Genomic DNA, 13,990 nt, shown 5'->3' with positions numbered 1-13,990 from the left:
AGGCAAGAGGGTGTGAATGTTGAAGGTTGTGAACAGGTTGAAACCAGCGTCCAAAGCGCTTGTATTTGGGGCGTGTCTGGTTGTCGCTGGTGCGTGTACGCCTGTTTTCGAGAATCACGGGTATGTCCCCACACCAGAAGAACTGGCCGAGATCAAAGTCGGCGTAGACACCCGCGACAGCGTGGTCGAAGCCGTCGGCGCGCCAACGTCGTCCGGCGTGGTACGGGATTCCGGTTATTACTATGTGCGTTCCAAAGTCCGTCACTACGGCCCTAAACGCCCCGAAGTCGTCGAACGTCAACTGGTCGCGATCAGCTTTGATCAGCGCGGCGTCGTCCGCAACATCGAGCGCTACGGGCTTGAGGACGGAGTTGTCGTTCAGTTGGATCGCCGCGTGACCGATTCCAGTATCGAGGGTCGGGGCTTCCTGCGTCAACTGCTTGGCAACATTGGCAACTTCAACCCTGCGAACATTCCCGGCGCGACCAATTAATTTGAAGCCAGTTCTTGCCGCAGTCACACGATGGTCACACATAGTGTGATAGTCACGCAGCAGGAAGAAACGGGTCTGCAACCGCGGAGGTGCGACCATGGCACTATTGCTCGGCAAGGGCCGGTACCGCGCGCGTCTGGCGCGAACGCCGCAGGATATTGCGGCGGCGCAGGGACTGCGGACGCTGGCCTTTGGAACAGAACAGGTGGATCAGGACGGTTTCGATCCTCTCTGCGCACATATTCTGGTCGAGGATACGCGCGCCGAGGGGCAAGTGGTTTGCTGCTTTCGGATGCTAACGATGGATCAGGGGTCCGAGATCAGCCGCAGCTATTCCGCCCAGTTCTATGACCTCTCGGCGCTTGAAGGATTCACCGGACGTATGGTCGAGATGGGGCGATTCTGCGTTCACCCTGACTGGACTGACCCCGATATCCTGCGCGTCGCATGGGGGGCAATGACCGCCTATGTGGACGCGAACAATGTGGAAATGCTGTTCGGTTGCTCATCGTTTGCCGGGACAGAAACTTCCGAATATCTGGACGCGTTTGCCATGCTGAAACATCGCCACCTGGCCCCAAAGCGCTGGTTGCCGCGCGTGAAGGCGCCCGATGTGTTCCGCTTTGCCGCAAGGCTGCGACGCAGGCCCGATGCCAAGAAGGCAATGCTGCGGATGCCGCCGTTGCTGCGCACTTATCTGATGATGGGCGGCTGGGTCAGCGATCACGCTGTCGTCGATCGCCACATGAATACGCTCCACGTCTTTACCGGGCTTGAGATAAGGGCGATCCCTCCGGCGCGAAGGCGGCTGTTGCGCGCGGTTGTCGGGTAATCGCCGTTGACGCCTTGGCCCTGCCGGTTTAGCTGGCGGGCATGGCGAGAATTCCTTTGTTGCAGATGGCCGGTATTTCCCTGACCTTTGGGGGCGACCCGGTGTTTTCGGGGCTGGATCTGGTGGTTCAGCCGGGCGACCGCGTTGCGCTGGTCGGGCGGAACGGGTCCGGTAAGTCGACACTAATGAAAGTGATGGCGGGGCTGGTTGAGGCCGATCAAGGCGACATCGTCATCCCCCCTGGAAAATCTGTGGGTTATATGGAGCAGGACCCGGGGATGGAGGGGTTTGCCACGCTTGGCGATTATGCCTCCAGCGGGTTGGAGCCCGGAGAGCTTTACAAGGTCGAACGCGCGGGTGAGGGTTTGAAATTTGATCCGTCGCGCGCTGTTGAGACAGCCTCGGGCGGTGAACGCCGCCGTGCAGCGCTGGCCAAGCTGATGGCCGAAGCGCCCGACCTGATGCTGTTGGATGAGCCGACCAACCATCTGGATATCGAGGCGATCGCTTGGTTGGAACGCGAGTTGGGGTCGACCCGTGCGGCTTATGTCCTGATCTCGCACGACCGTGCATTTCTGCGCGCTTTGACCCGCGCGACCCTGTGGATCGACCGTGGGGTTGTTCGGCGGCAAGAACAGGGCTTTGAAGCATTCGAGGCGTGGCGCGACAAAGTCTGGGAAGAAGAAGATCAGCAGCGTCACAAACTGAACCGTCTGATCAAGTCCGAGGCGAAATGGGCCGTCGAAGGCATCAGTGCGAGGCGTAAGCGCAATCAGGGTCGGGTTCGCGCGTTGCAGGCGCTGCGGGCCGAGAAAGCAGCGCAGATCAAGCGTCAGGGCTCGGCTGCGATGACGCTGGAAGCCGGACCCAAGTCAGGCAGAAAAGTGATCGAGGCTAAGGGGCTGGCCAAATCTTTCGGGGCGCAGCAGATCGTTCGGAACTTTGATCTGTTGGTGCAGCGCGGGGACAGAGTGGCCTTTGTCGGCCCCAACGGAGTGGGGAAGACGACCCTGCTGAAAATGCTGCTGGGGCAGGAGCAACCGGACGAAGGCTCTGTGTCGCTTGGAACCAACCTTGAGGTTGCCGTTTTTGATCAGACCCGCGCGCAGTTGGACCCGGAAATGACCCTGTGGGACAGCCTGACCGGTGACCCCGAGATGCGCGTTTCCGGCAAAGCTGATCAGGTGATGGTGGGCGGCCAGCCCAAGCATGTTGTCGGCTACCTCAAGGAATTCCTTTTCGACGAACGGCAGGCAAGGGCTGCCGTCAAGTCCTTGTCAGGTGGAGAAAAAGCGCGGCTTTTGTTGGCTAAGCTGATGGCAAAGTCCTCGAACCTGCTGGTGCTGGACGAACCGACCAACGATCTGGATGTGGAAACGCTAGACCTGCTGCAGGAACTGCTGGACGACTATGACGGGACCGTTCTGTTGGTCAGTCACGACCGGGATTTTCTGGACCGCGTCGCCACGACCACCATCGCGATGGAGGGCAATGGCCGCGCCACAGTCTACGCGGGCGGGTGGTCCGACTATATTGCGCAGCGCGGTGACGTTTTCGAAAGGAAGGCTGAGAAAACAAAGCCTTCAAAACCTAAGGTAAAGCAGGAAAATCAGCCCAAATCGGGCCTGTCGTTTTCCGAAAAACACCGTCTGGAAAAGCTACCTGCTGAAATGGAACGGCTTGAGGCCGAGATCGGTAAGCTCGAAGAGCTCATGTCCGATCCCGACTTGTTCACCCGCGAGCCGGTCAAGTTCCAGAAAGCGACCGAGGCGCTGGTTGAACGGCAAGAGAAGCTAGCAGCAGCCGAAGAAGAATGGCTGATGCTGGAAGAAAAGGCCGAAGGCGTCTGACGGTCACCTCATCCGCAGGGCGCCGTCGATACGGATCACTTCACCGTTCAGATAGCCCATTTCGACGATGAACCCGGCCAACCGCCCGAATTCACGCGGGTCGCCAAGGCGGGCAGGGTTCGGGACATCCGCCGCCAGTTGCTGTTGCACTTCTTCCGGCAGGCCAGCGAGCATGGGCGTCATGAAAATTCCCGGCGCAATGGCCATCACGCGGATACCGGATGAGGCCAGGTCACGGGCCATGGGCAACGTCATACCCACAATGCCACCCTTGGATGCGGCATAGGCGGTTTGGCCTTTCTGACCATCAAACGCCGCAATCGACGCCGTGTTGATGATCACGCCCCGTGCGCCGTCCGACTCGGGTGCGTTCTTTGCCATCTGTTCGGCTGCAAGACGCGAAACATTGAAAGTTCCAACCAGATTAATGTCGATCGTGCGTTGAAATGGGTCCAGTGGGTGAGGGCCTTCCTTCCCAACCGTCTTGATGCCTACGGCTATGCCAGCACAGTTCACCGCAGCGGTGATCCGGCCCATCTTGTCTACGGCATAATCAATCGCAGCGGCGACCGACGCCTCATCCGTCACATCCGTCTCGACAAAGTGCCCGCCGATTTCGGCCGCAACCTCATTTCCGCGCTCGGCGTCACGATCCAGAATAGTGACCTGTGCTCCGTTTTCGGCAAAGTATCGAGCGGTTGCCTCTCCAAGCCCGGATGCGCCGCCTGTGACTATGGCGCCGGTTGAGGGTAGTTGCATTTCGGTAACCTCTCCTTAATTTTGACACATTGTGACCACATTTGATTGGTGGCGCAGGTACATATTGTATATCCATGCGCCATAACCGTCACAACTGGTGTTCTGGTCGAGTGTGATGAGTGGTGGCGAGCCCTTTGTTAACGCATTTTCAGCATGCGCTTAACCGCGCTTCATCTGCGGCTTCCACTTTGTAATCGAAGATCCTGAAGGACTTGGGTTTTTAGGGCGCAAGGAGATTAATGATGCGGATAAGACTGAAATCAAGCGTTTCAGCCTTGGTGGTGTCCCCGTTCGTCGGGGTGTTGATGGCAACAACTGCGCAGGCTTCGACAGAAGTTTGCAACGCAAGAACGGCACGGATCGCGGCCAACGCGGGCGACTATCAAGCCCTGTGTGATTGTACGCAAGTGACGCCAAGCTTCATAGAGCGCCTGCAGCGGCGGTCGGATTTCGAAGCAACTTTAGCCGTCACAGGCGAGCAATGCCCCGCTTTGGCCGCATTGTTGACAGATTTCTCGACGGCGTCGATTGGGGCAACTTCCAATTCGGGTGAAAACCCGAACGACGATCAAGGGAATCAAGCGGGATCTGGTCCGGGTGGCAATAACGGAGGCGGAAACAACAACGGCGGCGGCGGCAACAACGACGGCGGCGGCGGCAACAACGACGGCGGCGGCGGCAACAACGACGGCGGCGGCGGGAACAATGACGGCGGCGGCGGCAACAATGACGGCGGCGGCAACGGTGGAAACAACGGCGGCCCCGGCAACGGCAACGGCAACGGCGGCAATCCTGGTAACGGTGGTGGTAACACCGGAGGCTCGGGACCCGGAACCGGTAACGGCGGCAGCAACAACGGCCAAGGTGGTGGAAACGGCAACGGTGGCAGCAATGGCGGCGGCCAGGGCGGCGGAAACGGCAACGGCGGTAGCAACGGTGGTCCCGGAAATGGAAACGGGAACAGCGGCAACTCTGGTAATGGCGGTGGAAACACCGGAGGCTCAGGCCCCGGGACCGGTAACGGCGGTAGCAACAACGGCCAAGGCGGTGGAAACGGCAATGGCGGCGGAAACGGCAACGGCGGGAAACGCTGAGGCCTTAAAACCAGCTTTCCAAAAAATTACGGCCGCCCAATAGGGTGGCCGTTTTCTTGTGTTGCCTATCGGTTCAATCGAGCGTTCAGCCCAGTTGCACTAGCGCGTGCCGCTTTTTTCCTGCGCTCAGCTTGATCGGCGATGACAACGCACCTGCGTCGATCATCAACCCCGCGTCGGTCAGTGGTGCGTCGTCCAGTTTGGCTCCGTTTTCGGCGATCAGGCGCTTGGCTTCCTTGCCGGATTTGGCGAGGCCGGACTTAACGATCAACTGCACGATTGAGGCAGGCAATTCATCCGCACCGATGGTCAGGGTCGGAAGATCGTCACCCACGCCGCCTTTCTCGAACACCTCGCGCGCTGTGGCTTCCGCGGTCGCGGCGGCCTCGGCCCCGTGCAGCAGGGTGGTGACCTCGTTGGCGAGGCGGATTTTGGCCTCGTTGATCTCGGACCCTTGCAGCGCGGCCAGACGGTCGCATTCGTCCACGGGCAGTTCTGTGAAAATCTTCAGAAAGCGGCCAACGTCGGCGTCGGTGGTGTTGCGCCAGAACTGCCAGAACTCATAAGGCGACAGCATATCTCCGTTCAGCCAGATCGCTCCGCCCTGCGATTTGCCCATCTTGCGGCCATCACTGGTGGTCAGAAGAGGCGTCGTCAGGCCATAAATCTCCTGATCCAGAACCCGGCGCGTCAGGTCGATCCCGTTGACGATGTTGCCCCACTGGTCGCTGCCACCCATCTGCAGAACACAGCCATAGCGACGGTTCAGCTCAAGGAAGTCATAGGCCTGCAGGATCATGTAGTTAAATTCGAGGAAAGACAGCGATTGTTCGCGGTCCAGACGGGATTTTACGGATTCAAAGGACAGCATCCGGTTGACCGAGAAATGCCGCCCGATATCGCGCAGGAAATCGAGGTAGTTCAGGCTGTCCAGCCATTCTGCATTGTTCAGCATCAACGCGCCGGTGTCGCTGTCATCATAGGACAGGTACTTGGCGAAAACCTTCTGCATCCCGGCGATGTTGGCGTCGATCTGTTCGGGGCCCAGCAGGGGGCGTTCGTCCGACCGGAATGAGGGGTCACCCACCTTGGTGGTGCCGCCGCCCATCAGGGTGATCGGCTTGTGACCGGTCTTTTGCAGCCAGCGCAGAACCATAATGTTCATCAGGTGACCGACATGCAGCGACTGCGCGGTTGCGTCATAACCGATATAGGCTGTTTGCACCCCACTGATCAGCGCGTCGTCAAGGCCTTGATAATCGGTGCAGTCGGCAAGAAAGCCGCGCTCGATCATCGTGGCGATGAAATCCGATTTGGGGTGGTAGGTCATATCCGTGCCCTTTGGGTTTGTGTTGCGGGGCAGTGTATAGGCGGTGGGGGTGGCAAGGAAAAGGCACCTTTTGCAGGAAAAGCACGCGGTGCGCCTTATGTGGCTTGCGTTGTGTTTACGTTACCGTGCAGGTTGTGGCCAACGCGCTGATCCAACGGGCGCGAAAGACGCAAGAGGTAAGGCATGAGCCGGGTAATAGGCAAGACGGATACGGTCAAAGCACTGGGCGCAATGTCGGGCACGTCTTTGGATGGCGTGGACGCAGCCGTGGTCGAAACCGACGGGGTGCGCATCATGGGGTTCGGTCCCAGCGGCTATCGCGCTTATTCCGACGAAGAACGTGCCACACTCAGGTCTGCGCTGGGCCATTGGCATGGTCCCGAAGTCGATGCCGCCGCTGAACTGGTGACCATCGCCCATGCCGAAGCATTGTCTGAATTCGATGAGATCGATCTGATCGGCTTTCATGGCCAGACCCTTGCACATGAACCGGGTGGGCGGGGAACCTTGCAGGTGGGCGACGGAGACGGTTTGACTCAGGCGTTGGGTGTTCCCGTCGTGTGGGATTTCCGCAGTGACGACGTGGCGATGGGGGGTGAGGGCGCGCCGCTTGCGCCGTTCTTTCACTTCGCCTGTGCCAAATGGATCGGAGCTAAGGAACCTCTGTGTTTTCTGAACCTCGGCGGGGTGGGGAACCTGACTTACGTGGACCCCAGTTTTGATGGCCCCGAAGCCCCCGGCGCGCTGCTGGCCTTTGATACCGGTCCGGCCAACGCGCCGGTCGATGACCTGATGCAAACACGGCTTGGTTTGCCGATGGACCGGGATGGCGCAGTTGCGCGCGGCGGAACGGTTGAGATGGGTGCGCTTGAATTGTTTCTGGCCGAGCCGTTCTTTAACAAGGTGCCGCCCAAATCGCTGGACCGGAACGATTTCGCAGAAATGATCGGGTTGGTACAGGAACTGTCCGACTCCGATGCCGTGGCAACCTTGACGGGCATGTGCGCCGCAGGCGTGATGCAGGGGATGGAGCATTGCCTCAAGCACCCCGCGCGCGTGCTGGTCACGGGCGGAGGCCGCCGCAATCCGGTCTTGATGGAAATGCTGCGCGCGGGCCTCGACTGCGCGGTCGAACCGGTCGAGGCCGTAGGTCTGGACGGAGACATGCTGGAAGCGCAGGCCTTCGCTTATCTCGCCGTCCGCGTGGCCAAGGGTTTGCCGACCTCGTGCCCGGGAACGACCGGAGTCAGGGCGCTTGTTGGCGGTGGTATGATCAGCGCTCCAGCGCGTGCACGTAGTCTGCCGTAAACTCAGAATATCCGTCTGAGGTGGATTGCAGATGGGCTTTCGTCCAGCCGTGCAGGGACGGTAATTGGTGAAAAGGCACATTCGGAAACGCATGATGTTCCGCGTGAAAGGGCATGTTCCACGCCAAAAACCGGATTATCCGGTTGGTGAAGGTGGTGCGTGAATTCTCAAGCATATTGGCGACCGGTGGGCAGAGGCCGTGTTCTGCCAATAGGTAAAGGCGCAGAAATGGCTGGCCGATTAGAACCGGAAGCAGCCACAGCCAGAACAGGATCGGTGTGAAAAAAACGCTGAGACCCGCAAGCGCATAGAGGCCAAGCAGCAATCCTGCCTCAATCCGCATTGTGCGATGTTGTCGTTGGGGTAGGTAGGGCGCGTCGATCTTTCCGGTCGCGTTGCGAAAGAGAACGAGCGTCATGCCTTTCCAGTACGGCCAGCCACTGAGGTAGATCATAAGGTCAGGCCAGCGCTCTGGTCTGGGTTTGCCGTCCAGTTCCGGGTCTTTGTCCGGGTCATTGGTCCATTTGTGGTGGGCCAGATGAAAGTACCGAAACCACGTGAAGGGCAGGGCAATAGGCAACGAAACAATGTGACCAACCGCGTCGTTCAGCCAGCCGCTGCGAAAGGGCGTCTTATGCGTGCACTCGTGGCTGAGTGTAAACAGAAACACCAGCAGCAGACCTTGAGGCAGCAGCAGAAGCGGCCACAGTGGAACCTGAAAAGCAATGCCTAAACTCGTGACCAAAAGCAGTAGGACATATAAGGAAAGGTGCCGCAACCCTGCGATGTTCGAACGCTCTTGCAGGCGGTCTTTTTCCTCTGGCGGAATCGAGGCTATGAGGGCTCGGTGGTCCATTCTTCAACTTCGGGGAATGTCAAAGCCGGGGTCGGCCAGTTCAAAGCCGTCAAACTCAAACCCCGGTGACACGGTGCAACTGACCAAGGTGTAAGCTCCGGTGGACCAGGCGGCTTGCCAATGGCCTTTTGGCACAATCAGTTGGGGCGCGCCCTTGGAAAGGTCAGGGGTCAGCACGTGATCCGCGGCAGGCCCGGTATCTGTATCGCTGATGGACAGGATAAGCGGCGCACCAGCGTGGAATAGCCAAATCTCGGTCGCGTCGACGCGGTGCCAGTGGCTGCGCTCGCCCTCTGCCAATAAGAAATAGATGCAGGTGCCCGTGGCGCGGCCTTCGTTTTCCGCGCGCCAGGTTTCGCGAAACCAGCCACCTTCGGGGTGTTGTTGCAGTTTCAGGTGGTCGATGATGTCTTGTGCAGTCATTGGTGCCTCGTGGTTGCGAATGATTATGCACGGGTTTGCGTGATCCGCTATGGTATTCGGCCGGATCAGGAATATGTTTGCCGCATGACCCTGATGATCCCGTTCGACAACACCTATGCCCGGCTTCCCAACAGCTTTTATGCACGGCAGGCTCCGATCCCCGTACGCGCGCCGCAACTGATCGCGTTCAACGAAGACCTTGCGCGTGTTTTGCGCGTCACTCCGGGCGATGTGCATGAAATGGCCGAGGCGTTTGCCGGGAATACGCTGCCCGAAGGGTCAGAGCCGATCGCGCAGCTTTATTCCGGGCACCAGTTCGGCAACTACAACCCTCAACTTGGTGACGGTCGCGCCGTGCTGTTGGGGGAGACCGTTGGAAACGACGGGGTGCGCCGGGACATTCAGCTCAAAGGCTCGGGCCCAACACCGTTTTCCCGACAGGGCGACGGACGGGCCTGGCTGGGTCCGGTCCTGCGGGAATACGTTGTGTCCGAGGCGATGCACGCGCTGGGCATTCCAACGACGCGGGCGCTGGCTGCGGTTGAGACCGGTGAAGTTGTCTTGCGCGAAGGGCCTATGCCCGGCGCTGTGCTTACAAGGGTTGCGCAAAGCCATCTGCGTGTGGGGACGTTTCAAGTCTTTGCGTCGCGCGGCCAGTTTGACAGCCTGCGCCAACTGACGGACTACGCGATTCAACGGCACTACCCTCAGGCCAAAGGGCCAATGGGTCTGTTGCGCGCCGTTGTCCAGAAACAATCCGAACTGATCGCCGCATGGATGAGCGTGGGCTTCATTCACGGCGTTATGAACACCGACAACAGCTCGATCGCGGGCGAGACCATAGATTATGGACCCTGCGCCTTTATGGACACCTATCACCCGAATACGGTCTACAGCTCAATCGACCGTATGGGCCGCTACGCCTATTCCAACCAGCCTGAGATTGCCGTTTGGAATGCCGCGCAGCTTGCCACCGCCCTGATCCAGCAGGTCGAGGACAAGCAGGCCGCAGTAGAAGAGGCGACCGAGATCGTTCATGCCATGCCGGACTTGCTGCAAGAGAACTGGCAAGCGCGCTTTCGGTCCAAGTTGGGACTGTCGACCTCGGAAGAGGGCGATGAGGGGTTGATTACCGATCTCTTAGTACGAATGGCGCAAAATCAGGCCGACTTCACCAATACGTTCCGTGCGCTGGGCAGCGATGCAGCCCGCGATCAATTCACGGACCCGGCTGCGTTTGACACATGGGCTGAGGGTTGGAAGGCTCGGTTGCAGCGGGAAGACGATCCATTCCCGGTCATGGCCGCAGCAAACCCCGCCTTCATCCCGCGCAACCATCGGGTTGAACAAATGATTGAGGCGGCTGTGCAGGGTGACTATGGCCCGTTCCATCGCTTGAACCGGGTTCTGGCGCAGCCGTTTAAGGAACAACCCGATGAGGCCGACCTCAAACGCCCGCCGACTCAGAGCGAAGTGGTGCATGCGACATTCTGTGGGACGTAAACGTTCGTTGTTATTTGCGCACGATTTCCAAGACTGCTGCGCTGACGATCAGGACGGCACCCAACAGTTCGCGCAGACCAAAGGGTTCGCCCGAAAACGCAGCGGCCGAGGCGATACCGACGACAACCTCGCTCATCAACAGGATGCCGACCCGCGCGGGGGACAGCTTGGTCGCGGGCCAGATCGTCATATAGACCATGGGCAGCGTGTATAGGGCGGACAGAAGAGCAAGTTGAATGATCCAAAGATATTCGCTTTGGGTGAGGTTTGGCAGAACCGGGCCGCGAATAAGGGCGAGGCTGAGAAAAGACAGGATCAGTGCACCCAACACAAAGGCAAACACCTGCCCGGAAATGGAAATACTGCTGGCCCGATACAGCCCAAGGGTCCCCAGCGCCCAACAGATGCCCGACGCCAGCGCCAGCCAGTCGCCTGCGTTTTGGGGCCATGGCACAAAGCCTTCACCGCCCAACACAACGAACAACCCTGCGACCCCGCAGACCAGCCCGGCAAAGCGACCCCAGCTTAGACGCTCGCCTAGGAAAGCCAGCCCAAGCATCGTCCCCCAGATTGGCGTCAAATAGAACAGAAGGATCGAGCGGACGACGTCCGTGTAGACAAGGCTCAGGGAATACAGGCTGAACGCTGCCCCGGTGAACATCCCGCTAAGGGCGAGATTGCGCCACTGTAAGGCCAGCGCCAGACGCTCGCGCCAAACCAGAGGGATCAGAACAAGCAGGGCCGAGCTATACATCGCGATACCCGGCCACGGACCTGTCAAGCCAAGGTCATAGAAGAACCGGACCGGAATCCAATACAGCCCCCACATCATTCCGCCAATGACAAGGATTACGCTGGCGCGGGTGGTATTGTCCGTATGAACTGGGTTCGAAATCATGAACGTCCTCGGAAATCGGCAAGCAACACTGGCCTGTCGCCGGGATAGAGTGAACGTTGGCTGAGGATCAAGTGGAACATGTACGTCGGTCCATGTCCGGCTTTGAAACGCGGAAATCATGGGCTGTTGAACGAGGCCGCCTTCAAAATTCTGTATAAGCGCATCATTCGGGCGTCGGGGGTTGCACCTGACAACCATCGTGGCACTCTTGGATCAAATGTTTGATCAGGTCCAAATGCAAACTCATTCAACCCTGCGCATTGCGAGTTACAATATCCAGAAATGCGTCGGGCTTGATTTTCGTCGCCAGCCTCAGCGCATCCTGCAGGTGATCGAAAGCATGGAAGCCGATATCGTGGTGTTGCAAGAGGCCGACAAACGCCTGCCTCCACGACCGGCGGCTCTGCCTCATTTTATGTTGGATGAAGCGGGTTGGCAGATCGTTGATCTGGGCGGTGCGGGCAGTCTGGGCTGGCACGGCAACGCTGTCATCTGGCGTGGCGATAAAATTCAGGAACGCCAGAAAGGTCACCACGACCTGCCGGGGTTAGAGCCTAGGGGCGCGGTACGGGTCGAGTTTGATACCCAAATCGGCCCACTGCGGGTTATGGGGATGCATCTGGGCCTGTTGCCTGCGTCCAGACGTCAGCAGATCACTCATCTGCGGCGGTTCGATGATGATCTCGATCAGATGCCGACGGTCTGGGCAGGCGATTTCAACGAATGGTCGCGGCAGCCGGTGTTGGATCATCTGGCGCCGGACATGCGGTTTCTGCCACCAGTTCCCAGCTTTCCCGCCGCGCAGCCGCTGGGCGCGTTGGACAGGATTGCGCTGGGCGACGGGTTGGAGGCCATCCTGCATGGTGTCCATGACGCTCGGCCCGCGCATATCGCTTCGGATCATTTACCGATATGGGCTGATCTTCGGCGCGCCGCATAGAATGCAAATCCCCTGTGGCGCCAGCCGCACAGACGTATTAAGACAGAGAACCGAATAAGCCCCGAGGGTCACTCATGTCCGATACGATCATCGCCCGTTGTGAGGCCAAGGGCCTGCGCATGACAGGTCAGCGCCGTACCATTGCACATGTGCTGCAGCAAAGTGAGGATCACCCGGATGTCGAAGAGCTGTATGCGCGCGCGTCAGAGGTGGATTCGGGGATCTCGATAGCTACCGTGTACCGCACCGTGAAACTGTTCGAAGAGGCGGGAATTCTGGAACGTCTGGAATTTGGCGACGGCCGCGCGCGCTATGAGGACGCTGAGAGGGATCATCATGACCACCTCATCGACATGCAGTCGGGCAAAGTCATCGAATTCGTAGACCCCGACATCGAAGCGCTGCAAGAGAAGATCGCGGCAAAGCTGGGATACAAGCTGAAAGGGCACCGGCTGGAACTGTACGGTGTTCCGCTGGAACAGGACTGACCCATCACGAAACGCGATTGGCAGTCGCACGCGATTTCATGAAACACGTCGCAATATCGCTTGCGGCGTTTGGGATGTTACGGTTTTCCTGATTTGAGGGCTTGGCATTTACCTGCCCCTTTCTTTGGAAACGCGCATGAACAACGTACACGGCATTTTGCTGATCATCGGGTCGATGGCGGCCTTTGCGCTTGAGGATATGTTCATCAAGCACCTGTCGACCAGTGTTCCTACCGGTCAGATCATGATTGTTCTGGGGGTAAGCTGCGGGTTCCTGTTTACAGGTATGTCGCTGGTAACCCGAAAGCGCATATTTGATCCGCTGGCATGGCAACCGTTGCCGATGGCGCGGGCAGGGGCCGAGGCATTCGGGGCGGTGACTTTTGTCACGGCATTGTCGCTGGTGGAACTGTCAACAGTCGCTGCGGTCTTTCAGGCCATGCCTTTGGCGGTAACCATGGGGGCCGCGCTGTTTCTGGGGGAACATGTCGGCTGGCGGCGGTGGAGTGCAATCGGAATTGGTTTTGTCGGCGTCCTGATGATTATTCGCCCTGGTTTGGCGGGGTTTCAGCCCGAATCGCTTTTCGTTGTGGCAACCGTAGTCGCAATCGCTGCGCGCGATTTGATTACGCGCAAGCTTGATGCGCGTGTGGCGTCGTCCGTTGTGGCGTTGCAGGCTTATGTGGCGATCGCGCTGGCGGGTGCAGCCCTTATGGTCTTGTCGGCACAACCTGTCACTCCGCTGCAGTCCGGACAAGTTGGACCTTATCTGGGCGCGATCGGCTTTGGCGTTTTGGCGTATTACGCCATCGTAACGGCAATGCGGATCGGAGAGGCCTCGGCGCTGACACCGTTCCGCTATACGCGCCTTGTCTTTTCGATTGCTGCGGGGATGCTGATGTTCGGCGAACGTCCTGACGTAATGACACTTGCCGGGGCCTCTCTGATTATCCTGTCTGGCATGTATACTTTTATCCGTGAGCGTCGTTTGGCGCGCGAATTGGCCGTTGCCGCCTGACGGATCGTCGCACGTTAGCCCAAACAATTGGCTGTTAGCCCTAAACCTGTGGAAATACGGGTGTTAGCGATAACGGGTCCGGTTTACTTTTGAATCCGTGATGCTATGAGGCGTGCAACTGAATGCAGCCACAGGGATCGGCCTAATGAGCACAATCATCGACATCCACGCCCGGGAAATTCTTGACAGTCGGGGCAA

14 protein-coding genes are annotated in these 13,990 nt (G+C 58.9%); 9 read left to right on the top strand and 5 right to left on the bottom strand.

The window, feature by feature from the left end; genetic code table 11:
* Positions 1-16: 16 nt before the first annotated feature.
* The 3 genes from GOX73_RS15750 (at position 17) to GOX73_RS15740 (ending at position 3,175) form a co-directional block, all read left to right on the top strand.
* Entirely contained in the window at positions 17-493 is a 477-nt protein-coding gene (locus tag GOX73_RS15750) for an outer membrane protein assembly factor BamE (protein ID WP_171122288.1), read from the top strand.
* Between the two features lie 97 nt (positions 494-590).
* The gene (locus GOX73_RS15745) at positions 591-1,325 is read left to right on the top strand and encodes a GNAT family N-acetyltransferase (RefSeq protein WP_171126592.1); all 735 of its coding nucleotides are present in this window, start codon (positions 591-593) and stop codon (positions 1,323-1,325) included.
* 41 nt (positions 1,326-1,366) lie between these two features.
* The gene (locus GOX73_RS15740; RefSeq protein ID WP_254429221.1) at positions 1,367-3,175 is read left to right on the top strand and encodes an ABC-F family ATP-binding cassette domain-containing protein; all 1,809 of its coding nucleotides are present in this window, start codon (positions 1,367-1,369) and stop codon (positions 3,173-3,175) included.
* A 3-nt stretch (positions 3,176-3,178) separates the two neighbouring features.
* Here GOX73_RS15740 and GOX73_RS15735 read toward each other — a convergent pair whose 3' ends face one another.
* Positions 3,179-3,934, bottom strand: coding sequence for a 3-hydroxyacyl-CoA dehydrogenase (locus GOX73_RS15735; RefSeq protein WP_171126593.1), 756 nt, complete (start codon positions 3,932-3,934; stop codon positions 3,179-3,181).
* Between the two features lie 239 nt (positions 3,935-4,173).
* Between GOX73_RS15735 and GOX73_RS20620 the strand changes: the two genes are divergently transcribed.
* Positions 4,174-5,028, top strand: a complete 855-nt coding sequence (locus GOX73_RS20620) for a hypothetical protein (RefSeq protein WP_174825690.1) — start codon at positions 4,174-4,176, stop codon at positions 5,026-5,028.
* An 85-nt stretch (positions 5,029-5,113) separates the two neighbouring features.
* Here GOX73_RS20620 and tyrS read toward each other — a convergent pair whose 3' ends face one another.
* Positions 5,114-6,358 carry a tyrosine--tRNA ligase gene (gene tyrS, locus GOX73_RS15725; protein ID WP_171126595.1) on the bottom strand — a complete coding sequence of 415 codons (1,245 nt, stop codon included), beginning with the start codon at positions 6,356-6,358 and terminating at the stop codon, positions 5,114-5,116.
* Positions 6,359-6,541: 183 nt separating this feature from the next.
* On the opposite strand from tyrS, the gene GOX73_RS15720 reads away from it, so the two are divergent.
* Positions 6,542-7,666 carry an anhydro-N-acetylmuramic acid kinase gene (locus GOX73_RS15720; protein ID WP_171126596.1) on the top strand — a complete coding sequence of 375 codons (1,125 nt, stop codon included), beginning with the start codon at positions 6,542-6,544 and terminating at the stop codon, positions 7,664-7,666.
* On the opposite strand, the gene GOX73_RS15715 is transcribed toward GOX73_RS15720, so the two are convergent.
* Complete coding sequence (locus GOX73_RS15715; RefSeq protein WP_171126597.1) at positions 7,632-8,522, bottom strand: fatty acid desaturase; 891 nt, start codon at positions 8,520-8,522, stop codon at positions 7,632-7,634. The two genes, GOX73_RS15720 and GOX73_RS15715, sit on opposite strands and share 35 nt — an antisense overlap.
* Positions 8,523-8,525: 3 nt before the next feature.
* A complete protein-coding gene (locus tag GOX73_RS15710) occupies positions 8,526-8,945 on the bottom strand; it encodes a cupin domain-containing protein (protein ID WP_171126598.1) in 420 nt (139 codons plus the stop codon).
* An 84-nt stretch (positions 8,946-9,029) separates the two neighbouring features.
* Here GOX73_RS15710 and GOX73_RS15705 point away from each other — a divergent pair, with 84 nt between their 5' ends.
* Entirely contained in the window at positions 9,030-10,448 is a 1,419-nt protein-coding gene (locus GOX73_RS15705; RefSeq protein ID WP_171126599.1) for a YdiU family protein, read from the top strand.
* Between the two features lie 10 nt (positions 10,449-10,458).
* On the opposite strand, the gene GOX73_RS15700 is transcribed toward GOX73_RS15705, so the two are convergent.
* Entirely contained in the window at positions 10,459-11,346 is an 888-nt protein-coding gene (locus tag GOX73_RS15700) for a DMT family transporter (protein WP_171126600.1), read from the bottom strand.
* Between the two features lie 235 nt (positions 11,347-11,581).
* Between GOX73_RS15700 and GOX73_RS15695 the strand changes: the two genes are divergently transcribed.
* The 3 genes from GOX73_RS15695 to GOX73_RS15685 all read left to right on the top strand — a co-directional run bounded on the left by GOX73_RS15695 (position 11,582) and on the right by GOX73_RS15685 (position 13,792).
* Complete coding sequence (locus GOX73_RS15695) at positions 11,582-12,286, top strand: endonuclease/exonuclease/phosphatase family protein (protein WP_171122308.1); 705 nt, start codon at positions 11,582-11,584, stop codon at positions 12,284-12,286.
* Positions 12,287-12,360: 74 nt separating this feature from the next.
* A complete protein-coding gene (locus tag GOX73_RS15690; protein WP_171122310.1) occupies positions 12,361-12,774 on the top strand; it encodes a Fur family transcriptional regulator in 414 nt (137 codons plus the stop codon).
* 136 nt (positions 12,775-12,910) lie between these two features.
* Positions 12,911-13,792, top strand: coding sequence for a DMT family transporter (locus tag GOX73_RS15685; protein WP_171126601.1), 882 nt, complete (start codon positions 12,911-12,913; stop codon positions 13,790-13,792).
* Positions 13,793-13,990 lie beyond the last annotated feature (198 nt).

Source organism: Ruegeria sp. HKCCD7221 (genome assembly GCF_013031225.1).
In the GTDB taxonomy this organism is placed as follows: domain Bacteria; phylum Pseudomonadota; class Alphaproteobacteria; order Rhodobacterales; family Rhodobacteraceae; genus Ruegeria.
Note: the sequence above shows the minus strand (reverse complement) of the source record. Positions and strands in the feature narration are given on the sequence as shown.